Source organism: Paenibacillus sp. V4I3, from assembly GCF_030817215.1.
Taxonomy (GTDB): Bacteria; Bacillota; Bacilli; order Paenibacillales; family NBRC-103111; genus Paenibacillus_E.
On the sequence record NZ_JAUSZA010000001.1, the window covers coordinates 280,861 to 306,035 of the forward strand.

Below are 25,175 nucleotides of genomic sequence, written 5' to 3' on the forward strand. Positions count from 1 at the left end.
TACAACGGCAATAGCATCTAATCATTCGCTTCCCATTCCTTTTTCGCATCGTGCTCCTTATTTATCTCAGTCTGAAGAGGCTACCCCAATCCCTAAAACCGCACTACCCAAATCCAAATGCTCCCGATCCAGCGTCACCTTCACCTTACCCACACGCCGCTTCTCACGCCAATCCCGCAATTCCTCTTCCGTCTCCAAACGCAGTTCGGAGATCTCCTTCGCCCTGCTAAGCATATAATCCGTCGTATACAAAATCCGATAAATCCCATGCCCCGCGGGAACTATCGCTTTCTCCCTTTTCACCCACTCCTCCACCTCAAACACAACATAAAGCTCATCCGTCGCGCCTCGACTAGAGGGGATGGCCGTTATCGCCGAGCGTGGAACAACCTTCCAATCTTTCACTCTTCCATACCACGAGATGCCCGCATCATCCGCACCAAACAAACGAATCGACTGATATAACGCGACGTATTCCAATCTAGTCAGCACCTTATGATCCGTAATATTCCGAAGAGGTGTATGGTAAAATCCATGCTCCAACGCAGCATCCAATTGAGGCTTCTTACTCAAAGCCCCCACCAAGACATTCTTCCCAGACAATTTATTCCCGTAATACTCCTTCGTCCCTCGCGGCCTCGTCGTCCGCTCATAGGCCTTCTCCGGACTATCCATGATAATCTCGTCCAAAAACTTCTCCATCAAGCTCGTCGAATTCGGCAAAAATGGAAAAGCCCCAATATTAATGAGCTCCACACTTTTGTAGAACTTATGCTGCTGGAACCGCTCCTCATCATGATAGGGAAACAACACATACGCCCCAAACATACTCCGCTCGTACTCTTTCCCCTGCCCCTCCGAATACACAATCGCATCCCGATAGCGGTGCATCGTATTAATATCATCCTCTTCCGGCCCCGGCATCCGGTACCTCTCGAAGTAAGGCGTGCCCTCATAAGCAGGATTAATGCGATATTTGGCATCGAAAATATATTTATACTCCGCCGCGGCGTCGTTCTTTTTCAAAGTTAGGACATTATCCGGCCGCTGAGACAGAGTTGGACTCCGATCCCCTTTGGGCAGCGCATTATAAAACAACGTAAAAATCTCCCCGTTCAACGGGTTTTTATACACCATCTTCGCCTGCTGGGACTTATCCAGTGTGACGAACAGTCCACTCCGATTGATTTTGATAATATCTTGTTTGAGCAGCTCATACTTTTTGCTTAAAAGATGGTGAATCTTCAAGAAACACCAGTATTCATAGAGTTGAGCCAAATCTTTCATCGATAATCGGAAAAGATCATTCTGAATCGACAAACCTTTTAACAACATTAAATAATAACGGTATACCTCTCGGTACCCCGATGCCATTTGCAAAACCAATGAAATAGACAGCTGCCTCATCTCGCCAACATCCAAAAAATCATGCTGTAACAGCCGCTGAACCTGACTCTGCATAAGATTAAGCTTCTTCGTAAGATTAGTATCTTCCACACGACTTTTTTGAGCTAAACGCGTTTTAACATCCTTAAGCTTCTGCCCAATGCGTACAAGCACCCATTTCACGAAGCGATTCTCAGCCGTATCATAATGAACATGGCGTCTAGTCTCAAGCAAATGAGTCGGCGTATATCGCTTGCCCACTACCTGAATGACCCCGTTCACCGGATCATTGGCTAATAGATGTGGGCGTTTGGCTAGGAAGGCAATGTTCTCTTTTCCGGCTCTTTTCACACGTGCAGCGTCTACAAGACGATTCTCGCTTTGAAGCTTAGAATGTGGCGATAGCTTGATTCTCTCAACTGCCTGCACAAGCTGCGTAAATACATGCTGCAAAATCGTAAAATACTCCGTCAAACTCTGATGATTCGTTTCTTTTAACCCAGTCAGGTTGTACGTTTTTCGTAGAAAATCGAAGGAAAGATTATAAATCTGTTCATTAACATCGTTAAGGATCATCTGATAGTCATTCTTATAATCTATTTTTGATGGAAAAATCTCTAACTGAAGACGAAATATAGCCTCACCATTCAATCGAAGCTCAAGTTCAGAGAGTCCCACTTCATTTTGAAAATTAAGAATCCCTGATAAAATCATCTTCCCCAGCGGCTTAATCGCCTGTCTCACATGGATATTGTCGTGGTGAAAGGTTAAGGGGATATCCGCCTTCTTTTCAATGACCAGTTCATAGCCCTGCGTTTCATAAAAAGTCGGCGTACACACATCGCCCGAACTCCAACTTGTCATCGCCATATGTTCATGAGAGAAAACAGAAATAGAATCTGTGACCAACGAATCCACCATCGCCGCAGCGTGAAAATGGGCATCTACCCACTCCTCATCCACATTACGATGGAGATTCAAAGTTTCAACCGTGCGATGGAACGGCTTGCCCTGAATATAGAGATTGAACAGATTCGTCTCGATTCGCAGTAATTCCGTACTTTGATTAAGAGAGCCAGTATGAGGTAAAGCCATCTTCTTCTAACCTCCGCAGCATGAAGGCGATTTTCCTTGCGCTTTGTGGATATTTGGACGCTGCTAACGCTTCCTGCGAGAGATAAAGCTTAGAGGCATCCTCCATATACTCCGTAATAGGTAAGCTACGATCCTGAGCCACCTGCATCAATTGAAGCAAAGCTTTTTTCACAGACGAATTACTCCCTTGAATACGAGGCAAAATCTTCTGCAACAACTGCATATCGAATGCCGCTTCCTTACTGAGCAAAGCAAACCGATCATTATAAATCATGTAAAAACAGACCGCATCCCGATCCGAAACCCTACGTGCGAATGAATCTGCTCCAAAATCCCATTGATCTTCACCAATAACTCAGCCGTCTCTTCCGTTAACTGCTTATAATCACGATACACATCAACCAATTGCAAATATTCGCTTCGCAATAATGAATTAGGAGGAACAGCAGCCGCTTCACTAGCCGGCATCCCTTCACCCGTTGGATATTGACCAAGATCAATGTAATTAAACTCGATCGTGTTGGCGCGGTCTAATACCTTTTTGCTAAAAGGATGCGTCGTCTCATCCATATTCACCGTTCCAACGATGTACACATTATCTGGCAGATGAAGGTTGCCGTACACTTGCTTATCTGACTCATTTTGCAAGGAGTCTCTATGTATGAGCGGCGTTGTTACAATCCGATGGTTATCCCACTCTTGCGTCTCAAGCACACTCAGTAAATCACTGAAAATAATGCTCAACCCTAGCCAAATTCATTTCATCCAAGCATATAAAATAGGGCTTATACTGATTGCTCGGCTTTGAAGCCTCAACCAACACCTCCGTTAACTTCCCCGGTCGAAAAACACCTGATAAATCTTTGTAACCCAATAGATCAGAAGGATCGCTCCAATCCGGGCGAACTGGAATTAATGAGAACTGGCCGTTACTCGCCGTTGCTCCTACTGCCTCAGCGAATAGCTTGACTAGCTTTGTTTTGCCTGTGCCTGAAACTCCTGCCAGAATGACGAAAGGCTTTGTTTTTAGGGATAAAAAGAAGTTCTCGATCCAATGGTCGGGATACATGAACCCTTTGCTAGCAATGAAATTCTTGATTGTGGCTACTCGCTCACTTACCGTTAGTGGATCCAAAAGAGGTGTCTCCTCCCACTCCGTATACGTATATTGCTGACCTGATTTGGAAACAAACTTCAATATCTCTAGCCAGTTGAGCATAAAAATAGACCGTTGTTTTCTGGTAACTTCTCCCCAAGTCTGGAGCATTCCTAAAGCATTGATAAACATTGACGCAAATTTATCTAAAGTGAAAGATCCTAGCTCCTTACAGATCTTGATAGCTTTATTAATGCTTCTAATAAGAGGGGTTTGACCTTCGGCGTTATTTAGCTGATCTCGAATTAGTTTGATTTGTGTATCGCTTAAGCCCCATTTATTTTCGTTAAAATGGTTTCCATACTCCTGACCTAGATCAGTTAATGAGAACTGGTTCTCATTTATAGATAATAAGCCTAAATCTTGCAGGGCTCGTCCCAGATGCCTGACTCTCTCCTTGGGATGCTTCACGTCGTCTCCAGAGAGAAGAATGGTACCTTGATTTGTGATCAATTCATCTAAAGGGCTAGAATCAGGTCCGTGATCATGTAGGTATTTTAAAATGCCTTGCCCAGCATACAAATGGCTGATCGTGTAGTTGAAACTGATGGACGGCTCGGGCTCATTATTAGGGTTGAGCACTTTTTTCACATATCCATTGTAGTTAGTAACTGCATTGTTTAAGTCAGCAATGAGCTGCTTGTCATCCGGAAGATGTTCCAGATCATAACGGTAATAGGCTACTGTAGACACCTGATAGTCTTGGCCTAAACCGCCAGATGTTAAGTAGATGGCATCGTCTTTGATCATTCCCTCAAGTGGGAGCAGGTCACGTATTTCTTGAACTTTTTGTTTGAAATATTGGTAGGCTGCTGCTCTGCCTTTTGTTTCGTTAGGGATAGTTACCCCTTGATTAAAGGTGAGGTAAACAGATTTCATATCTTCTGAGAAAAGGTATACCAGATACTCTCCTTGGCGTGTTGTCTCCGTGATTCGTTTATCCATGATGGCAATCCAAGGAATGGTTGCCCAATTCCCTTGTCCAACAGACCCTTGGATCTTTAATTCTGGGTGAATGAATGAAAGCTTCTTTAGCTCGGTGGGGATGACTTGACGCACAAGATTACCAAGCCTGTGTCCAGCAAAGGTTTCCCTTTTAGCTTGCAAGTATATGGATAGAATATCTGACAGTGCTTCTTTTAGGGAGAAGCCCTCCATGAAGTGCTGATTATAATAGTTTTCTAGCTCAGTTTGAGCGTAATTATACAAATCATTTAGTACATCTTCAGACAATTTCTCATCTAGTTCTTTTTTGAATCCTATAGTTTGCTGCTCGTTATTTTGAATTAAAATTGAGGAAAGTGCTGCTATTGGTGTAGCAATTACAGATTGTATATTGCTAACGGCCATGTCATTCCATTGTGTTCCCGCTTTACCCGGAGGCTGATCGACATTTAAGTCATTTGATTCTCTCTCTTGAAGCTGAACGAGGAAGCGTTGCTTTACATTCAGCAGGGATACTACTCTTTGCCCCGCATTCTGCATCTCATATAATAGTGCTAGTATAAGCAGCATTTTATATGACTTTTCTTTGTTGGAAAATATGTTGGATAGCTCTGAAGGTAGAGTCATATAGATCACCTGTTATATGTAATAGAATGTTAAATGATTAATAAAGAAACTATTAAAAATTTACGACAAAAACGGTAATAAGCCCCTTCTTTTCAAAGGGTTGTACAAGCGTTAACATGACTAAGAGACTACCTGATCAGGTAGCTTCTTAGTTAGAATATCTATTTTATCGTCAATTGAATCACACACTCCACATGCATTGTATGCGGGAACATATCCACCGGCGTCACCTCCGCGACGCCGTAGCCGCCATCGACGAGCACGCGCAAGTCGCGCGCCAGTGTCGATGCGCTGCACGACACGTAGACGACGCGCCGCGGCTGCAGCTCGAGGATCGTCGCGAGCAGCGCCGGATCGCAGCCCTTGCGGGGCGGGTCCACCACGATCACGTCGGGCCGAACGCCCTGACGTGTCCACTCGGGGAGGACCACTTCCGCTGGGCCTGCCTCGAAGTGCACGTTCGTCATGCCGTTTAACTCGGCATTCTTCCGTGCATCCGCGATCGCCTCCTCGACGATCTCAACCCCGTACACCTGTCCCGCCTTCTGGGCGAGGAACAGGGAGATCGTTCCGATGCCGCAGTAGGCATCGACCACAGTCTCGCCGCCAGTTAGCGCCGCGTACTCAAGTGCCTTCCCGTACAGCACTTCCGTTTGTACGGGGTTCACTTGATAAAACGATCGCGCGGAAATTGCAAATTTCACATCGCCGATATAGTCATAGATGACCTCGTTGCCCCACAGGACGCGAGTCTCATCCCCAAAAATAACATTCGTCTGTTTCACATTAATGTTATGGCAAATGCTCTTCACGCCAGGCAACGCGGCACGAATGCCAGCAACCCACTCGGCGACACGAGGAATCTCGGTGCCGTTGGTCACAAGCACGACCATGATCTCTCCCGTGCGGAAGCCGACTTTGACGACGACGTGGCGAAGCAGTCCGTCATTACGCTCTTCATTATAAGCGCGAATACCAAGACGCGCGCCGATCTCTTTCACACGAGCAACGACTTCGTCGTTCGACTCATGTTGAATCAAACACTCATCCATATTGATGATGCGATGGCTTCCTTGCGCATAGAATCCGCCGATGAGTCCGCCCTGCTCTTCCCCAAAAGGAACCTGCGCCTTGTTCCGATACCGCCACGGATCGGTCATCCCCCTTGTGGGATGGACAACAATTCCTTCCGCAGAAGAAGTTGGGGAAGAGTTTATTGTTGGCTCACCCGCAACCTGCAGCTTCCCAATCCGCTGCAAATTATCCACCACCTGCTGGCGCTTCACGCGAAGCTGCGCCTCATAGCTCAAATGCTGCAGCTGACAGCCGCCACATTCTTCATATATCCCACAATCCGGCTTAACCCGGTCCGGACTCACTTCCAGCACTTCCACAAGCGCAGCATACCCATATTGCTTCTTCAAATGCTCCACCCGCACAAGTGCACGCTCACCAGGCAGCGCACCAGCGACAAAAAGGGTAAAGCCGTTCACACGGCCTACCCCTTCGCCATCATGGCTGATCCCAATGATCTCAGCCTCATATTGCTGCCCAATCTGCACCGGCAGATCAGCCATCCAAGCCGGAGCCGCCTTCGTTACGGAATTCCCTATCTTTCCAGAATTCCCTGTCTTCCCAGTCCTTCCGGAATTCCCCGTCTTCGCTGTCTTCCCAAAATTCCCAGTTCCTCTATGTTTACCTGACACTGAGCCAGAACTACCTTTTGCTTTCATATGACCCTCACTTTACTAAATCCCTGTTTCTTAATCTATCTGGGCCGGGCGCAGCACGCAGGGTGTAACGTCTTATCCCTACTCTAGCTTCTCCTGCTCCTCATCCCCATGACCATGCCCATTCCCCTTCAAATGAAACGGCGTGGTCAACGTCTCTAAAAACGTCTTCTTATAAATCGACTGCCCCGACTCATCCACAATAATCTGCAAATGACTCTTCAGATTCGTCATCACACAAGGCAGTGTGCCCCCGAACTCCCCATCCAGATTCAACTGGACGTAGTCCGGCGAATTAATCTCAATGTGATTCGTTTGAAAATAGATCAGATTCGGATCGCTCAAATGCTCGCCGCGCAGTGCGAGCGTAACCACTCTTATGAACTCAGCAAGATTACACTTGCGCAGAATTAGCACATCGAACAAGCCATCATTCATACTCGCTTCCGGAGCCAGCTTCTCGAAGCCGCCGACGGAGTTGGAGTTGCCGACTAGGAACATCATGACTTCCTCATGAAATTCCAGTTCGCCTGCCTTAACGTACAGCTCAATCGGCTTCAGCCTAGGCAGTTTCTCCAGTCCCTTCATATAATAGGCCAACTGACCGATCATGGTCTTGAGCTTGCTTGGGACTTCGTACGTCAGCTCGGTCATCGAGCCGCCACCGGCGATATTAATGAAGTAGCGGTTGTTGATTTTGCCTACATCGATGTCGGTTGTGTACTGCTGCACAATCAGGTCGCAGGCGTACTCCAAATTCTTAGGAATGCCGAGCGCCCGGGCAAAATCGTTGGTCGTTCCCAGCGGCAAAATGCCAAGCGGGGGCCTGCCCTCTCTCTCGGCCATGCCGTTGACGACTTCGCACAGGGTGCCGTCTCCGCCTGCGGCGATAATCAAATCAAAGCCTCGGCTAACAGCATGTGCTGCTGCGAGTGTTGCGTCGCCTTCACCGATGGTAGCGTGAGTGGATGTTTCGAAACCACCGCGCTCCAGGCGCTGAAGTATCTCTGGCAAACGCTTTTTCATTTCTTCCCGGCCAGAAGTCGGATTATAGATCAGTCTTGCTCTTTTGACCATTGTGTCTCATCACCTGTTTCGCCTTCTGCGATTTCTGAAGCAATCTGCTTCTCGATCCATTTGGAAATTAGCGGACTAGGCAGCAGCGCCCGTCCATTATAACGATATTCGAACCCTTCCATGCGGGAAGGGATGACTTGCGTCGTGAAATAGCCTTCACTTAGAAAAAGTGGCGCAACGACGACTGCATGGTCAGGCTTCTTCTGAGCCCACCCTGTCATCTTCCGTTTCACTTGATCTGGCAAAAGCATAGCGACATCCGCCTCGTCGTAGCCGCCTAACGCTTTCAACCGCTCTGCGAGCAGCTCTAAGCCTTGGCGCCACTTGAGATGGAAGCCCTTCTCTTTACTTCCGTGACCGATGAGCATGACGATTTCCTGACTCGGCGATTCGGAAAGCTCTTTAATTTTCGCATAAATAATCTCAGCAATAACGGGGTCGTCATCAATTGGTGATGTGAAATGAATGCGCGCCTTGATATCAAAAGGTTCCATATCGGTCTCGAGCAGTGGCTGTTCAATCACACCTAGTGCGTAGCTGATTTCATCAATATGTGTACTCCCAGAGGACACGAACAGTGGAACGACGATAATATCCGTCACGCCTTGCGCCTCTAAACTGTAAATACCATCTTGAATTAATCGGCCCTCCACCAACTCTAAATAAGAAGCGAAGATCGGAACATTCTTCGGCATCCTGACCGCAAACACGGCATCATCGACCAGCTGAACCCAGCCCTCATCCCGAGATCCATGGCTTATGACTAGCACACCATACTCACTCATTATGTTTTCCCCACCCGTTCTAACCATGCCTATAAATCCTATGCTAACGAATGTGTTCACACATGTCAATTGACCTGCAAATAAACAGGAAAAATCCCGCATTACGCAAGGTAACGCAGGATTTGAATTCTTTTTGGAACAAACGACTTCATTAACGACCTAAACGATCCAGCGTCAGCACATAGCCGTCGTTTCCGTAGTTCAGGCATCTTTTGACACGAGAAATGGTTGCTGTTGACGCGCCCGTTTCGGCTTCGATCTGGTTATACGTACAGCCCTTGCGCAGCATGCGAGCAACCTCAAGGCGTTGGGAAAGCGATTGAATCTCGTTCACTGTGCATAAGTCATCAAAAAAGACATAGCACTCTTCAATATCTTTGAGCGTCAGCACGGCTTCAAAAAGCTGGTCTATTGCTTTATCATTTAATTTTTTTAATTGCATAGGTTGTCAACTCCCAGTAGAAAAGCATGTTAGCTTATAAGATCTGTTTAAGCTCCTGTGTATCATTCGACACGTCATGTATAAATCCTTCCTTTAGGATTGCGAAACGTTAAAATTTCTATGCGTTAATGAGGTGAATTGTGACATTTAACTAGACCCGTGACATTCGTCCATACCAACGGTAGGCAAGTGACATATCCTGTAGGAGACAAATCTGATATAAAGGATCGTGAATCCTAGTGAGCAACCAAAGACAAATCATTGGCAATGGCGGTAATCGTCCTGAGGTGCATACAAGAAGCTTCACTTTACCTACCCAACTCGGGGATGGCGGCTTCGGGCAATATCCGGGCTTAGGCGGCGGTGGCGGCAATCCGTTCGCACAAGGCGGTGGAGGATTTCCTACTCCTTTCGATGGAGGCGGTAATCTCTTCGGCGGCCCAAGCGGCGGTAATGCGGGTGGCGGATTTTTTGGTGGTGGTGGAAATCCTAGCGGCGCAGGTGGTGGTGGAGGCGGTAATTTCCTTAGCAACCTCTTAGGCGGTGGCGGTGGTGGAGCTGCAGGTGGTGCCTCGTCTAACCCACTGAGCGGCTTGAATTTGAAGCAAATCTCCGGCTTCGTTGAACGTATGGGTGGTATTGACGGCATCCTCGGCACAATGGGCAAGGTCCAGAAGTTCATGAGTACCTTTCAACAAATGGCACCTATGGTGAAAACCATTTTGAGTTCGATTGGCAAAGGAAAAGTGAATTCATCCGCTGACTTGGAAGAAATAATTAAACCCAAACGCAAACGCCGTAAGAAATCAAGCTCAGGCCCTAGAAGAAAAGGCGCTTCTAAAACCTCCTTAACCAAACGCAAACGCCGATAAGATTATCCTACACAGATCACTCTCAGGTCAACCTCTAGTCATACGCAGGTCAAAATAATTCCAAAAAAGCGCACGAGAAAAGCCGTCTCGTCTTGGTTCTAAACCCAAGCCGGGCGGCTTCTCTGCGCCTATCTATTGCTATTCCATTTTCACCGCTGTCCCCTCCGGTACGATCTGAACCCAGGTGTTGCCCGGCAGCAATGGCACTTCCTTGCCATCGTCCGCATAGGCGCGAAGCATGCCACTTTTACGTTCCCAAGTGATCTGCTGTGATTTGCCTTCTTGCAGAATGAGACCTTTACCAGGTCCAAAAACATCCACCGTCCGGCGCCCCTCTTTGTCCACAATCTTATGCTTGCTTTCGAGTACGAGCAGATTTTTGGTTTGCAGCTGTTTGCCGGTCTCCTTGTCGAGATGCGGCTTGCCCTCCATGCTGCGCTTGTACACACCTTCAGCCGCATTGTATTCATAGGAAGCGAAATATCCTTGAATATAAGGAATTTGAATATAATTCACGGCTGCGCCGGTAAGCTTACTTTGACCATCCTTGGCAAAAGTGAGCAGCGGCCCGTTCCATTCGGAGCGGAATTTGCGCGCCTCGGCGCCCTGCTTCATTTTATCCACAGAGGTATAAAGATTGTGCGGTGCTTTACGATCCGTCGCGCGCCAGTAGTAGGCGCCATCGCCGTACACCTCATCGAGATGGGACAGCTTACGGCCTGCCATCATATCCATCGCCTCCTGACTCCAGCCGGCATGGACGATAACCGCATCGAGCGCGTCGCCGATCTCTACGAAATAAGGGCGTATGCTGCGCACGGGACCAATGGTCTTCGCTGCTTGGCTCTGGAACACGGAGACGAATCTCGTAATCTCGCCCTCTGCGAGAATCTCATAGACGATGTCCGCTTGATCTAGGCCGGTTTGGGGCCTGGCTTGCGGGGCATTTTCGACCATGACCATGAAGGGTCGGCTCTTTACTTCTTTATCGGTAGGCAAACCCGTTAGCGGGAATTTGTAAGGCAGCTCCGTTTCCACAACTGTAGCAGCAGGTTTGGAAGGTGGTGATGCGGCGGCGGACGTGGCTTCAGCGACATTCGGGCTGGCGGGTGGTAAGGAGGCAGGCGTATCGCTGCAACCGACAATAGCTATGACAGAGCATCCCAGGACGAGCCAGGCGCTAAGGTTTTTTTTACGGAATAAAGGCAATGATTTCAACAGGACTGCACCTCTTCTCTTAATCGTTCTAGTAAATATATATGCTAGTGATGCGATAGGTAGAAGACTTTTTGTGCTAGTGGGTCAAAAGGTAGTTGGACCCGCGACTGTGATTAGGTATAGTAGGGAGAGATGGATTATGTGTTTGTTACTAGGTAAGTGTGGTACTGAATCGTGTTGTGAGGAGCCTAGACCGGCTAGCTTCTGTTTGTGTGATAGATATGTTTACCGGCTTTCTTCCGGTTTCTTGATTGGCTTATTTATTAGATTACTTCTTTATGCCTGATGGAATTGGTTACTGGAATGCTAATGGCCATTTTTGCTGCACTTTTTGCAGCTTCTACCTTTATAGACGGTCTGACCACCGGAATTACATGCACTTTTTGCATGATTATTTGAATGACTTAACAACCAGATCAAACCAAAGCATGATAAACACTAATTATCTTTTTTACTCGCCAAAAAGGAGGCTATTCCATGACCAAGCTCACCGATGACCAAGCCATCGTATTGTTCGACGGGGTCTGCAATCTATGCAATGGTGCTGTTCAGTTCATCCTGCGGAACGACCCGAAGGGGATTTTCCACTTTGCTTCCTTACAATCGGAAAGCGGCCAAAAGCTGCTCGAGCAGCACAACCTGCCTACGGATATCATCAGCACGATCGTCCTGATCGAGGGCCGCCGCTCCTATATCCGTTCGACCGCTGCGCTGCGCATTGCCCGCCGTTTGCGTGGCGCTTGGCCCTTAGCGTATGCGGCCATCATCATTCCGGCTCCGCTCAGGAATCTGGTCTATGCTTTCGTGGCGCGAAACCGCTATCGTTGGTTCGGTAAAGCCGAGCACTGCAAGCTGCCGAAGCCTGAGTTCAAAGCGCGATTCCTGGATTAGCGATCAGTATGATTTTTCGCAGTCCGACTACGACTTCCTCATCCCGCCAAACATCCAACAACACAAACTCAGCGTGCCCATCTGAAAGCTATGATGCAGCAGCTTCGCCCTGCGTGTAGTGTCTGCCGTACCTAGCGCAAGCAGCAAAGGTGCAAAATGATCCGGCGTCGGAACCGCCTCACGCGCGTTAGGCGCTCTTTCATCATATCGAACGAGCGCATCCAAATTCCAAGTCTCCAGCTGCTCCGCCAACCACTCATCGAACTCCACCGCCCACACCTGCGGCACAGGATTATTCCGATCCAGTCTGCGCAAGTTGTGAACCGTCCCTCCGCTGCCGAGGATGAGAACATCCTCTTCCCGCAAGGGGCCCAGTGCTGCACCAATGCGATAATGCTCCTCCGCCGTCAAACGCGGATTCACAGAGAGCGCCACCACCGGTATCTGCGCATCTGGATACATAATATGCAGCGGTGCCCATGCCCCGTGATCCAAGCCTCGCTCATCATCGAGCTCACAACGAATGCCTTCTTCCTGAAACAATCGCTGTATATGTAAGCTTAGCGTCAAATCCCCTTTAGCTGGGTACTTAATGTCATAAAGCTTTTCTGAAAAGCCCGAGAAATCATAGATCGTTTCTAGATGAATCGCCGAGCTAATCTTCTGCACGGGACCTTCCCAATGTGCGCTGAACAGTACAATGGCTTTGGGCGCAGGAATGCTCTTGGCTAGCTTCTGCAAAAACTCGGTGTAAGCATGCTGCTCGATCGCCAAACTCGGTGCTCCATGGGCAATGAAAAAAGATGGCAGCATGGCAGATCCCCCTTCTTCCTAAATGGTAACTTTTTACCAATATATTATACATTATACGCCGTTGGGCACAAATAAAACCTGGCCGATGGCCAGGGTCTTGTCTAAAGCCTACGTTCGAACATGGGGAACGAACTTCTCTTTGCTAGCACACGCTCGTTTAGATATCAATCCGCCATCTTCTCGTCTGTAAAGATGAAATATATGGTTACAGACACGATTCCACATCCCCTCGCATCTGTAACGATGAAAAATATCTTTGCAGCTCGTGCACTGGCTGTAGGTTATTGTTTATAAGGGCAGCTCATCGGCTTTTCAAAAACTGCTCAATCCCATCTGCGATACCTTGGGCCAGCTTCTTCTGATATTCCGCTTCGGACATCAGCTCATCTTCTTCCGGATTCGTCATGAAGCCAAGCTCGACCAGCACGACTGGCACTTTGGACCAGTTGAAGCCTGATAAGTCGCTGCGTGCTGATAGTCCTCTCCCAGCTGTGCCAGTAGCTGTCTTCAGATGCTCTAGAATAAAGCCAGCTGCTTCATGGCTTCCTGCTGCGATGGGCTTCACCGCCGCTGAGGAAGCCGACGGGTACAACACCGAAAACCCTTTGGTCTTCGGTGAACTATCGCCATCCGCATGAATGCGCACAGCCAGCGCTGCTCCTGCTTCGTTCGCCATATCCGCGCGCTGCTTGTTGCTGATATCGACCTCATGCGACTCGCGGGTCATCGCAACCTCTATGCCGCGGCGGACCAGCTCGTCTTTGATCAGCAGGGAAACTTCCAGATTGAGCACATATTCCGGTTTTTTCGTTCGTACGCCAACCGTGCCAGAGCTGACCTTTGGCTTGGTTTCCCGTGTATCCGGACCTACAGACTCAAGAGCATTATTACCATAACGCTGATGTCCGGGGTCCAGCATGACGAGCCTTCTTTGTTTAGACGTTGCAGCGGTTTTGGAAGCCGCGGGTTCTGCTGCAGCCTTTGTTGAAGGTTCTGGTATAGCCTCTGCTGCAGGCAACTGCAATGCTTTCTCAGCGGCGGAACTTTCCGCTTGCGGCTGCATCGTCGCGCTACTCGTGACCGCAGGCGTTTCCTTGCTTACTATAGGCGACTCCTGCGGTATAGCCGGTCTATCCAAAACTTGTGACGCACAACCAGCCACGACCAGTACAAAGACCATCCCTACGGCAACACTCATGAAAGCCATCCACGGCTTCCGGTTTTTTGCTGTATTCACATGCATGAAACCAACATCTCCTGCCAAAACTATCCTTAATATAAAAAAATTAGAGGAGGCACTCACATGAATACCCTCTGGAGCTACATTTCTCACCACTGGTTATCGATTGCTTTAATCGTTGGTGTACTCGTTGCCTTTTGGTATGTTTACAAAAACAAGGACAAGTATATCAGGGGAACCGATGACAAATAACTCCGGACTGTCTATACTTATTATACCTTAAATACTTTGACGACCTCTTGGAGCTCGTCAGCCATTTTAGACAACGATTGGGAAGCTGCGCTAACTTCTTCCATGGAAGCAAGCTGCTGTTCAGCAGCTGCGGCTATGCTGTGTGTGCTTTCTAGCGATTTACTGGAAATGGCACAAATTTGCTCGACAACCTCAACCATATGTTTCGAGTCGGATTGAATGAGGACAGCCGATTGAGACACTTCTTTCACATGTCCAAAAACATCCTCCACCGCTTGGAGAATAGCCAGAAATGCCGCCTTCGCACTTTCGCTCATTAAGGTTCCATCATTGACCGCCTGAGTTCCCTTATTCATGGAATCTACCGCACTGTTGATTTCAGATTGGATGTCACCGATCAAACTGCGAATACGGTCCGCTGCTGTTGCTGATTGTTCGGCCAGCTTGCGTACTTCGGTTGCAACAACGGCGAAGCCCTTACCGTGCTCGCCAGCTCGCGCTGCTTCAATCGAGGCATTGAGCGCTAACAAGTTCGTCTGACTGGATAACGATGTAATCAACGTGATCGTTTCCCCGATTTGCAGCGATTTCCCGCTGAGCTCATCTACAATCATGGACGATTGCTCCATATTGCGATGAATGAGCTTCATTTGCTCCGTTACCTCGCCTACGGCTCTGTTCCCTTTTTCAGCTGTCTCAGCCGTTTTTTCTGTTGAATCATTTACCTTCTTAACGCCATCCACAATCGATACAAGCCGCTTGGCGATATCGGTGACCGTCTTTTTCGACGTATCATTCATATGACTTTGTTCATCTGCGCTTGAAGCGACTTGCTGGATGGAATCTGCAATTTGCTCTGTCGCTCTCGAAGTTTCCTCTGCGCTAGCCGATAATTGCTCGGACATAGAGGCAACTGTGTGCGTGTGCATCGAAATAGATCCAAGCATCGTACGAAGCCTCTGAATCATTTCATTGAAGGAATGCCCCATTTGTCCTAGTTCGTCACTTGTTTTCACTTCCATATGCTGCGTTAAATCACCTTCCGCAATGCGACCCGCCATCACTTTAGCTCTTCGTATTTGGTTAATAAGGTATCGACTGAATAAAATAATCACAAGCACCATGATAACCAGCGCGATCAGACCTCCTATGCTCAAAGAAACGACAAGCTTCTTCATAGGCTCTAGCAGCTCTTTCTCTGGCATAACGAGCGCAATCGTCCAGCCGGTTTCCGGTATTTTTTGATAATAAATACGATTAATTCCCTTGTCATCTGTCATGGTGGACTGGCCATTTGGCTGGGAAAGCAGCGTTGGCGCCAGCGCACTTATCGACGGGTTCGGGTCCTTATCCATACTGACCTTCATCACCTTGGACTTATCCGGCAGATCTAGATAGTTCCCTTTGGCATCGACCATGAACGCCCAGCCTGTGCGGCCTACCTTCGTTTCTTCAACAAGCTTTTGCAAGCGAGCTAAGTTAAAATCGCCGGTGACAACAGCGAGAAACTGCTTTTTTTGATCATAGACTGGCACGCTCGCTGTCACCATGGTGACTTTCGTCGGTTCGTCATAGTAAGGATCAGAGTACGCAAACGACTGCTTGGTATCCTGAGCCACTTTGTACCAATCCCAGTGCGGATAATCGTAATCGGCTGCGTTATAGTCTTGGGTTAAGCTAATTTTGTCACCTTCGCGGAATGCGTAAGTCGAAAAATATTTCGTTTTGGCATTGTACTTGAACGGTTCAAAGAAAATTCCTAAACCAAATGTATCTTCACTCGTGGACAAATCACTACTTAGTATTTTATTATAGTTGTCCAAAGTCAACTGGTTAGGTGCAAACTCAACCGTCCTGGCAACCACTTCTCCCACTTTACGATGCGCAACAAGCTTTCCATTAATGCTGCTGGTCACACTTTCTAGCTGCTGCTGCATCTTGAGCCCAATCTCGTTATTAATCAACCCTTTGCTCTTAACGTATGCGAACGCGACGATGCCAAACAGAGTAACAACAATTAGAGGAACAAGCAGCAGCATAAATTTACTTTGAATACTTTTTAGCTTCATTATCTTCATCGCCCCCACTTATCTCTAGGATTATAGATTATCACTAGAAAATTCTGTGTTTTTTCGACAAAAACCTCTTATTTTCGACATTAAAAAACACAGCCTTTTAACATACAAAAGGTTGTGTTTCTGCTTCCAAACTATTTACTGTCAAAATAAATTGGATTCGTTAACGCAGCCATAAGCGTCATGTTGACCACATCGAAATGCCGCCACACTTCAACACGTACAAACGTTGTTCCCTGTGCGTCAAAATGGATGGTAAGCCCCCCGTCTAAGGACACTAGTACTTCCTTTTCCAATCTGATGTTGCTGAACAGTTTGATCTTATCTCCGGCCTTCAAATCCTCGGCTTGCAAACTAACTTCTCTGCTCCTCTCTCCTGCTGGAACAATGTCGCCAACCCGATAAGAGCCGCAGTTCAGCTCCACAAAAGGCCCGTTTGGCGCATAAGTAATCACCACATGCCCCAGCCCTATGGCGCTCAAAATGCCATCCACGGTTTTTTCAGAAGCGTACACCCATGTACATGGCATCGCATGCTTGACGTACGGATCCGGTCGATGGGTATCGCTGCCGCCAACAGCAACAAGCCTTCTGCCAGAGACGAGTTGACTGTGCCACCAATTCAACGTTCTAACATTCCGCTCCGTAAAGGGGCCATTCCATACTTCTACCCAGTCGTGATCTACACCCAAATCCCAGTCCCACGGGCAATACTCGCAGTGCGGATGATTGATCACGATTTTGGCTCCGTTAGCACGGGCTTCGGCAATCTTGGCGTTGACGTCTTCCTGACTCTTCACCCGAAAATCTCGGATCGGATCGGTAACGCCCAGGAAATTACTGTGTCCGAAATTCGTTGTAAACTCCATCCCCGGAATCATGACAACGTTTGTATGGCGCGGATAGGTCATATTTTGGCTGACTGTATTGTGATCCGTCATGGCGATGAAATCGCAGCCGAGTTCCTCCATCCTTGCTGCATTCTCTTCCAGTGTAAAAGTGCCGTCGCTGTTCACGCTGTGCGTATGTAGATCGCCTTTAAGCCAGCGAGGTGTCTTATAAAGAAATTCGATGGTAATGGTAACGGAACAACCTTTGCTCGGTACCTTGTAGGCGTTATGCAGAACCGCCCAGTTTCCCGGCGTTAAATCACCCGATAAATAGCCGGGAGTTGATTGTTCCTTTCCGAGTCGAAATGCTTTGCGCGCTCCTCCGCTCCAGCCTCTCACTCTGCCAGTGTCCCTCAGGCCCAAGTCGATCACAGCCTTCTGTTCACCATGTGATTCGATCACGTAGTTGACCACAATCTCCTCAACGTGCTCGGGCATTTCAAAAGGCACTTCGATATAGGTGCTTTGCTCCGAATGAGCAATTTTCTTCGTAATTGTCGTAACTGAACGTAATCTTTCCACATGTTTCATCTGTCGCTCTCCTTGATCTGCTATGTTTTAAGAAAAGCGCAAAGAAGCAACAATCGGATAATGATCCGACGGGTAGCCCCCTTCAATTTGCCTTCTATCGACTATCGTTTCCAGCAGTTCCACCTCGGGAGATACGAAAATATAATCAATTGGCGCCTCGTCTGCTCCACCTTTGAAGTCGTGCGCAGTTCGGCCCACATTTCCTTCCATAGCGGTATAAGCGTCTTTCAGCCAGCCGTTCGGACCTTCTCCACCAAATTCCCCTCTCAAATAACGGATAGGCGGATAGCTTGGATGGCTGTTCATGTCACCCATTAAAATAACGGGTAAAGAAAGCTCGGACTTGTGCGAACGAATATAATCCCAAATCACTTTAACGCCATTTTCTCTAGCTTCTTTACTGTGATGATCCAAATGGGTGTTGTACACGATAAATGCTTTCTGACTGTGTTTGTCCAGGAATCGAACCCACGTACACATTCTAGGGAACATGCTGTCCCAGCTTTTGGATGCCGTTTCTTCTGGTGTTTCCGAAAGCCAAAAATGACCTTCCTCCAGCACCTCAAGCTCATCCTTCTTATAAAAAATAGCGCAATGCTCATTATCGTGTTCGCCAAATCGGCCCATGCCGATCCAATTGTACGCTTCCAGCTCCCCATGAAGCTCTGTCAGCATGTCATAGTAGCCTTCCTGGGTGCCAACAAGAATCGGGTCGTGCTCTTGGATTATATGGGAAATGCGCCTCACACGATGCGGCCATGCGTTGTCCCCATCCTTCGGCTCATTGTATCGCAAATTGAAAGTCATGACCTTCCACTCCATCGTATATGCACCTCTTCTTTGACTATTCTTTTACAGAACCGAGCATGATGCCATGTATAAAATACTTTTGCAGAAACGGATAAACGATAAGAATCGGCACCATCGAAACTACGATTTTGGCAGCGTTGAGTGTCTTATCCGATACTTTCATTAGTAATTCAAGCTTCGTCGAATCAAGCTCCAACAACGCGTTCTGATTGACGACGAGCTGCTGAATATACGTTTGCAGCGGATAATTTTCCGCACTGCGCATAAAGATCATGCCGTCAAAGAACGAATTCCAGTGACCGACAATACTGAATAAAGTGACAGTAGCCATCGCTGGCAGCGAAAGCGGCAGATAGACTTTGATCATCATATACCAAGGTCCTGCACCGTCCATGTAACCCGCGTCGCTCAGCTCCTTCGGCAAGTTCCGGAAGAAGTTCATTAACAAAATAACGTTAAAAACCGGTACCGCCCCCGGCAGCACAAGAGCCCACATGGTGTTAAACATCCCTAATGCCTTGACGGTCAAATATAACGGAATAATTCCGCCACTGAACAGCATCGTAAACAGCATGAACCACATATACACGTTCCGGTATGGGAATTCCTTGCTGCTTCTCGACAACGGGTAAGCCATCATAACGGTCAATACAAAATTGATTCCCCCGCCCAGCAAAACCCGTTTGACGGAAACTAAAAACGCATTGAAAAAATGCGGTTCTTCCATAATTTTGCGATACGATTCCAAAGAAAAGCCAACTGGCCAAAACTTAACGAATCCCCCTGCCGCTGCCGCGTTGTCGCTAAAAGAGACAGAGAACACGTGCACAACAGGCGCAAGCGACATGGCTGAGATGACTAGCATCACCAAGATTAGAGCTGCTTCGGCTATACGAGCCGAAATTGTTTTATTGCGTACCACTGGCATTCACCTGCTTCATTAGAAAATTCTGTAATTCGCATACGTATAGGCAACTCTGTACGAAATAAAGATGAGAATGAAACCGATCGCTGATTTCAACAAACCGACGGCCGTGGCTAAACCATACTGAGCCTGCACAAGTCCTACCCGGTACACATACGTATCGATAATATCACCTGATTCGTAGACAAGAGGATTATACAAATTGAAAATTTGATCAAAACCTGCATTCAAAATATTGCCTATGCTCAGAGTAGCCAGCAAAACAACAGTAGGAACCAAGCTCGGCAGCGTAATATAATACAATTGTTTCAATCTAGCAGCTCCGTCCATTTCGGCCGCTTCATAGAGGGAAGGATTAATGCCAGCAAGTGCGGCTAAATAAATAATGGCAGCAAATCCGAATTCCTTCCAAATGTCCGTACTAACGACAATGCCAGGAAACAAGCTGTTTTTGGCCATAAACATAATCGGCTCAAAACCTAACGCTTTCAACATATTGTTGATAATACCGTCTAACGACAGCATATCCATCACAACACCAGCCAAGATAACCCATGAAATAAAATGAGGCAGGTATACAACCGTCTGCACCCATCTTTTGAATATCCTAAATCTAATTTCATTGAGCAAAATGGCAAATGTAAGCGGAATGATGAGATGCGCAATAATTTTACACACGGCAATAAATACCGTATTAAAGAAAATCACTTTACTATCTCTCAGTTGAAACATGTACGTAAAATTTTCGAAGCCGATCCATGGAGAGTCCCATATTCCCAATCCGATTTTGAAATCTTGGAACGCAATCGCGATTCCGAACATCGGCACGAGATGAAAAATAATGAGAAGCACGATACCCGGCAGGATCATCAAATGGTAGTGTTTATAGAACGATTTTATGTTCATGAACGATACACCTCTGTTCAAACTTATCCGTTTTTGATGGTAGAAAGAGCGCACCACCATTCGGTTAGGTGATGCGCTCTTTTCATTAACACGTTACTTTTTGGACTTGCTGATTTCATCCGTTACTTCTTTCGTGATTTCGTCGCCGCCTTGTGCTTTCCAATCGGTAACGAACTTATCAAACGAATCAAGGGGCTTCTCGCCCATTACGATGCCGAAGAAAGTTTCATTCTCCAATTTTTGTAGATTAACCCATTTTCTTTCCATCGTTTTCGTATTTGCTGTAAATTCGCTGTACACCTTATTCATGTTCATCTTCAGCAAATCTGCTGGAACGGTATACCCGAAATATCCTGACCAATCTTTCAGATCTGCTTTCGGATTGGCTTTATCGCGAGTTGCCTTTGCATGCAATTCTTTCATTTCAGGATTCAGCTCTTCAGGCTTGATTTGTCCGCTCATCGCCTTTTTCAATGTATCGGACTTTCTCTCCACAGCATCCGCATAATCGTAGGTGGAATTTCCGATCGGCCAGTACTCTGCGCTTACCGTGAAGTCTAATTTCAATGCGTCAGGATCTACTTTACGCTGAGCATTGATAAACGTGTTCGCGTAAATCATAGCCGCTTCAGGATTCTTCATCCCTTTCTTCACAACAATAAACTGTGTACTTACTGGCACCATCATCGTGTTCACAGTCCCTTTGGCATCAGGGATCAAATAAGGCACGAAATCAGCCTTCGGATTGAGCTTCATAGCATCAGCAGCCAACCCGCCGGACCACCAGGGTCCGAAGAACATACCCGCTTTGCCGGATACGATATTCTCGTTCGGATCTTTGCGCAAAGCAAATTCCTTATCAATTGCACCTGCTGCATACATGTCACGCAGCTTGCCGAGTGCTTGCTTCGTTTCAGGAAGTATCGAAGCATAAGCAATCTTGCCGGAGCTATCCTTGACCCAGTTGGAAGGATAAGCGCCGAACGCCTGGAAAATACCTTTAAAGTCACCTCGTTGCGCTTTACCGCTTACCGTTAAAGCTTTCTCGAAACCGGCGATTCCAATTGTATCCGCTTTGCCACTACCGTCTGGATCTTTCTCTACGAAAGCTTTGGCGATCGCAGCGACATCGTCAATCGACTTTGGCGGCTGAAGTCCCAATTTATCCATCCAGTCCTTGCGTACCCACGCCATACTTGCAGCATCCGCTTGCACGCTAATATTCGGAATACCCATCAATTTACCTTTATAAGTTGCTTTCTCAATCGCTTTGTTGTTCGTTGATGCATACAATTCCTTAGCTAATGGGGAAGCATATTTGTCATACACTTTGCTTAAGTCCTCAATCTGTCCGGCTTCGGCGAGGGCAAGGAAGATTTGCTCATTTACAAGCATAACATCCGGCAGATCGTTGCTCGCGATGGCCAGTTTCATCTTTTGATCATAGTCCTGTGAAGCTGCATACCATAAGATTTTAAAGTTGATATTTGTTTTTTCCGAGATATATTTCATGTACTGATTGCTTTCTACTGTATCGCCGGCAGGTAACTTTGCGCCTGGGCTCAAGCTTTTGAAGGTGGTCACTTCAATCTGATTCGGCATTTTAAACGGGTCCACCTTAACGCTCGGATCTGCAGCTTGCCCGCCGCCGTCCTTGCTGGTCCCTCCGCTGTTGCTTGAACATGCCGACATGAGAACAACCAATGCAATCATAGAAATTAGAGCTTTTTTCTTTTTCATATTGCCCCTCCTCATTAATTACCCTTCACTTACATCTTAAAGAAAATGAGAGGCATTCGGGTCAGTTAATGTCTTACGTTTAGGAGCAAATCGTCCCCTAATTGGCATCCTGGGAACGTTTAGGAGACGAAAGTGTACTTCATTGGAGACGATTTGTGTCACTGTCGTTTTGTAAAAGCCCGAATTTATCTCTGGCTCTTGCGAAACTCACCAGGCAGCATCCCCGTCAACTCCCGGAATACTTTGCCAAAATATTTTTCATTCGGATACCCAGCCTGCGTGGCGATCCAACCAATCGTTTTCCCTGTTTGACTAAGCAGTATTTTCGCGTGATTCACTCGCACTTCCCGGATATAATCGTTAAATGTTTTCCCGGCAATATCCCGAAAACAGCGGCTGAAATAGCTGCGACTCATATTCACCCTTTTTGCGATGTCTGGCAGAAGAAGCTCATTTTGAAATTCTTGATGAATAATGTCTACTGCCTTCCAAATACTTGCTTTCACTTCCTGAGAATACGGCCCATCATCCTCCTCGGCAAACGCAGGAGTGCCCTGGATCTCTACTTTCGTTTCCCTTGTTCGTACATGCTGCTCCTGCATTTTACCTACAATTCTTCTTAAAATTTCGTCCATCTGCTCATGTTCAAGCTCGACCTTGGTCATATAATCCAGCGCCCCTAGGCGAAGCGCTTCCTGAATCAGTTCAAAATCCTGATGAAACGTTAATACGACCATGCTAATATCCCGATACCGCTCTTTCACACACCTCATCAAATCTATACCTGACATAACAGGCATCGCTAAGTCGGTAATGAGCAAGTCCACTTGATTATTCTCCAGAAACTCCAACGCTTTTTTGCCGTTACCGGCTTCTCCTACAACCTCTAGATTATGCTCACGCCAAGGCATCATCGCGATGAAGCCTTTACGCACCAAGTGATCATCGTCCACAACCATAACTTTTATCATCCGAGTACACCTCCTATTGGAAGACGAAGTATGATCGTCGTCCCTGAGCCGATTGTGCTTTTAATATGAAAACTCGCGGCTTCTCCGAATTGGAACTTCACCATACGGTTTACATATTGCAGCCCGATTCCCATACCTACCTTCTTTTTCTCTAACGTGTTCTCGCTCATTAATTGAACGATTTCTTCCTCTGTCATCCCGTCTCCATTGTCTCTAACTTCAATAATGACATGCGAGTCACCGTCTTCTATGACACTGACCTCGATAATGCCTTTATCCTCCAAGCCGTGATACAACGCATTTTCAACAAGCGGCTGTAGAATGAACCTTGGAACTGGCAGCTCAAGCGCCTCAGAATCGGCATGGATTTTCACATCAAATTGAAAGTTATAACGGATGCCCTGCAGCTCAACATAATTTTTCAAAGCCTCAATCTCATCTTTAATTCGAGCAGGCCCGCCTTTACCGAGATTATAATAGAGCACTTTATTCAACGTAGAAACCAAGCGGTCAATATCCTTCTGCCCATTGGCACGAGCCAGCCAGCGAATAGTATCGAGCGTATTGTGAATGAAGTGTGGATTGATTTGCGTCATTAATTTCTCGACTTCGAGATATGCCTTGCTTTGCTCCTTCTGCTCCACCTCGCCGATTAATTCGAAGATTCGGCTTCTCATTTCTGCGAACTCTTTATAAATAACCGCAAACTCCAAGATCTGAGATTGTCTTCTCGGGAAAACCTCGTTGTTACTTTTTACATTGCGAATATCCGTACTCAGCAGCTTGAGCGGACGGTATACCGTTCGCCAAATCAACCAGGCAATGAAGAAACTTGCTATAAGCGTTAAGATGGCAAAAAAGGTGAACTGCTTTATCCACCTATTTACTTCGAGGTTGTATACCGATTTGGGGACAGCGGCCAACACCTTCCAAGATTGATTGCTGGTCTCCTCAAACATCATATATTTGCCCGAAATGTCTTTATTCGATTGGTTATTGGCATTATGCAGCATGCCCACAGGAAAATCAGTGGAATTCTCGCTATAAACAATTTGGCCAAGATTATCAACGATAAGATGTACCAAGTTGCCGCCGAATTGTTCGTTATCTTTGAGTATGCTTTCGGCCAATTTAAAGTTAGTTTCGATATAGACATATACATCGTCACGATCCGGCAGCTCGACTTTGCGCAGGATGGACAGCACTTCATTGCCGTCGATCGGGTTTAAAGAAAGATGCGGTCCCATATAAGTAAGTTTATCGAATTTAATAAGTACAGGTAGCTGCTTAAGGTCGTAATCGTCCCGAACGTTAAAATTCTCAAATAATAGCTGCTTGTCTTTCTCAAAGTAATAAAACATTAATCCAAGGGTCGGGTTCGTAAAATGAATCAAGCCTAACTCGCTTCTGATCTCGTCGTTCAATCTTTTCTTCTCATATAGATCAGCTGATAAATAGTTCTCTAGACTTTTGCCAACCCTCCCGTCAAAGGCGAGCTGCTGAGAAGTGTGATTTAACTGTCCGAGCGTATCTTCAAGCAATAGCCTTACTTGATGCAAATTACTTTGGACCCCGCCCTCTGCTTTATTTTGTAAAATCGCATACATAGAGAAATAAGAAATACTCCCAATAAGAATTAAGGGTGCGAGTGAGCTGATAAACAGGATCAGGATTAGACGATATTTCAACGAATGCGGCTTCGGATGTAAACCCCTAATTTTAAGTATTGTCATGATTCAGCCTCACTTTGCTAACTTCCTAACATTGCCTAGTATACCTAACATATAAAACGCTTACAACGGTCAATTAATTGAGAAAAATGAAAAAGCACAACCCTTTGATGAACAAAAGGCTGTGC

The 25,175-nt window shown here is 46.8% G+C and carries 22 protein-coding genes; 3 read left to right on the plus strand and 19 right to left on the minus strand.

Annotated elements, in window-relative coordinates; all coding sequences use genetic code 11:
• Nucleotides 1-66: 66 nt before the first annotated feature.
• The 8 genes from QFZ77_RS01440 to QFZ77_RS01475 all read right to left on the minus strand — a co-directional run bounded on the left by QFZ77_RS01440 (nt 67) and on the right by QFZ77_RS01475 (nt 9,243).
• A complete protein-coding gene (locus tag QFZ77_RS01440; RefSeq protein WP_307434986.1) occupies nt 67-2,481 on the minus strand; it encodes a restriction endonuclease-like protein in 2,415 nt (804 codons plus the stop codon).
• On the minus strand, nt 2,453-2,755 hold the full coding sequence (locus QFZ77_RS01445; protein ID WP_307434989.1) for a hypothetical protein: 303 nt from the start codon (nt 2,753-2,755) through the stop codon (nt 2,453-2,455). The genes QFZ77_RS01440 and QFZ77_RS01445 overlap by 29 nt, the downstream gene beginning before the upstream one ends.
• Entirely contained in the window at nt 2,752-3,225 is a 474-nt protein-coding gene (locus QFZ77_RS01450) for a hypothetical protein (RefSeq protein WP_307434992.1), read from the minus strand. The genes QFZ77_RS01445 and QFZ77_RS01450 overlap by 4 nt, the downstream gene beginning before the upstream one ends.
• Nucleotides 3,206-5,209, minus strand: a complete 2,004-nt coding sequence (locus QFZ77_RS01455; protein WP_307434994.1) for an MrcB family domain-containing protein — start codon at nt 5,207-5,209, stop codon at nt 3,206-3,208. The genes QFZ77_RS01450 and QFZ77_RS01455 overlap by 20 nt, the downstream gene beginning before the upstream one ends.
• Nucleotides 5,210-5,370: 161 nt before the next feature.
• A complete protein-coding gene (rlmD, locus tag QFZ77_RS01460; protein ID WP_307434997.1) occupies nt 5,371-6,786 on the minus strand; it encodes a 23S rRNA (uracil(1939)-C(5))-methyltransferase RlmD in 1,416 nt (471 codons plus the stop codon).
• A gap of 234 nt (nt 6,787-7,020) precedes the next feature.
• On the minus strand, nt 7,021-8,016 hold the full coding sequence (locus QFZ77_RS01465) for a diacylglycerol kinase (protein ID WP_307435000.1): 996 nt from the start codon (nt 8,014-8,016) through the stop codon (nt 7,021-7,023).
• On the minus strand, nt 7,995-8,801 hold the full coding sequence (locus tag QFZ77_RS01470; RefSeq protein ID WP_307435003.1) for a sirohydrochlorin chelatase: 807 nt from the start codon (nt 8,799-8,801) through the stop codon (nt 7,995-7,997). The genes QFZ77_RS01465 and QFZ77_RS01470 overlap by 22 nt, the downstream gene beginning before the upstream one ends.
• A gap of 151 nt (nt 8,802-8,952) precedes the next feature.
• A complete protein-coding gene (locus QFZ77_RS01475; RefSeq protein ID WP_029198698.1) occupies nt 8,953-9,243 on the minus strand; it encodes a YerC/YecD family TrpR-related protein in 291 nt (96 codons plus the stop codon).
• A gap of 239 nt (nt 9,244-9,482) precedes the next feature.
• Here QFZ77_RS01475 and QFZ77_RS01480 point away from each other — a divergent pair, with 239 nt between their 5' ends.
• On the plus strand, nt 9,483-10,115 hold the full coding sequence (locus QFZ77_RS01480) for an aminotransferase (protein WP_307435013.1): 633 nt from the start codon (nt 9,483-9,485) through the stop codon (nt 10,113-10,115).
• A gap of 138 nt (nt 10,116-10,253) precedes the next feature.
• On the opposite strand, the gene QFZ77_RS01485 is transcribed toward QFZ77_RS01480, so the two are convergent.
• Entirely contained in the window at nt 10,254-11,153 is a 900-nt protein-coding gene (locus QFZ77_RS01485; protein ID WP_307435016.1) for a DUF3048 domain-containing protein, read from the minus strand.
• A gap of 657 nt (nt 11,154-11,810) precedes the next feature.
• Between QFZ77_RS01485 and QFZ77_RS01490 the strand changes: the two genes are divergently transcribed.
• Nucleotides 11,811-12,224 (plus strand): thiol-disulfide oxidoreductase DCC family protein, encoded by a 414-nt coding sequence (locus QFZ77_RS01490; RefSeq protein WP_307435020.1) that lies wholly within the window; start codon nt 11,811-11,813, stop codon nt 12,222-12,224.
• 27 nt (nt 12,225-12,251) lie between these two features.
• Here the strand turns inward: QFZ77_RS01490 and QFZ77_RS01495 are convergent, their stop codons facing one another.
• Nucleotides 12,252-13,037: a DODA-type extradiol aromatic ring-opening family dioxygenase gene (locus tag QFZ77_RS01495; protein ID WP_307435023.1), complete on the minus strand. Its 786-nt coding sequence runs from the start codon at nt 13,035-13,037 to the stop codon at nt 12,252-12,254.
• 301 nt (nt 13,038-13,338) lie between these two features.
• Nucleotides 13,339-14,280 (minus strand): N-acetylmuramoyl-L-alanine amidase family protein, encoded by a 942-nt coding sequence (locus QFZ77_RS01500; protein WP_307435028.1) that lies wholly within the window; start codon nt 14,278-14,280, stop codon nt 13,339-13,341.
• A 60-nt stretch (nt 14,281-14,340) separates the two neighbouring features.
• On the opposite strand from QFZ77_RS01500, the gene QFZ77_RS01505 reads away from it, so the two are divergent.
• On the plus strand, nt 14,341-14,469 hold the full coding sequence (locus QFZ77_RS01505) for a hypothetical protein (RefSeq protein ID WP_307435032.1): 129 nt from the start codon (nt 14,341-14,343) through the stop codon (nt 14,467-14,469).
• 20 nt (nt 14,470-14,489) lie between these two features.
• On the opposite strand, the gene QFZ77_RS01510 is transcribed toward QFZ77_RS01505, so the two are convergent.
• From QFZ77_RS01510 to QFZ77_RS01545, 8 genes are all read right to left on the minus strand, one after another.
• Nucleotides 14,490-16,538: a methyl-accepting chemotaxis protein gene (locus QFZ77_RS01510; protein ID WP_307435037.1), complete on the minus strand. Its 2,049-nt coding sequence runs from the start codon at nt 16,536-16,538 to the stop codon at nt 14,490-14,492.
• 140 nt (nt 16,539-16,678) lie between these two features.
• Complete coding sequence (locus QFZ77_RS01515; protein ID WP_307435039.1) at nt 16,679-17,965, minus strand: CehA/McbA family metallohydrolase; 1,287 nt, start codon at nt 17,963-17,965, stop codon at nt 16,679-16,681.
• 27 nt (nt 17,966-17,992) lie between these two features.
• On the minus strand, nt 17,993-18,772 hold the full coding sequence (locus QFZ77_RS01520) for an endonuclease/exonuclease/phosphatase family protein (RefSeq protein WP_307435047.1): 780 nt from the start codon (nt 18,770-18,772) through the stop codon (nt 17,993-17,995).
• Between the two features lie 37 nt (nt 18,773-18,809).
• A complete protein-coding gene (locus tag QFZ77_RS01525; protein ID WP_307435049.1) occupies nt 18,810-19,697 on the minus strand; it encodes a carbohydrate ABC transporter permease in 888 nt (295 codons plus the stop codon).
• Between the two features lie 18 nt (nt 19,698-19,715).
• Nucleotides 19,716-20,606, minus strand: a complete 891-nt coding sequence (locus tag QFZ77_RS01530; RefSeq protein WP_307435051.1) for an ABC transporter permease — start codon at nt 20,604-20,606, stop codon at nt 19,716-19,718.
• A gap of 93 nt (nt 20,607-20,699) precedes the next feature.
• Nucleotides 20,700-22,346 (minus strand): extracellular solute-binding protein, encoded by a 1,647-nt coding sequence (locus QFZ77_RS01535; protein ID WP_307435052.1) that lies wholly within the window; start codon nt 22,344-22,346, stop codon nt 20,700-20,702.
• A 185-nt stretch (nt 22,347-22,531) separates the two neighbouring features.
• A complete protein-coding gene (locus tag QFZ77_RS01540; protein ID WP_307435053.1) occupies nt 22,532-23,317 on the minus strand; it encodes a response regulator transcription factor in 786 nt (261 codons plus the stop codon).
• Nucleotides 23,314-25,050, minus strand: coding sequence for a sensor histidine kinase (locus QFZ77_RS01545; protein ID WP_307435054.1), 1,737 nt, complete (start codon nt 25,048-25,050; stop codon nt 23,314-23,316). Before QFZ77_RS01545 ends, QFZ77_RS01540 begins: the two co-directional genes overlap by 4 nt.
• Nucleotides 25,051-25,175: the final 125 nt, after the last annotated feature.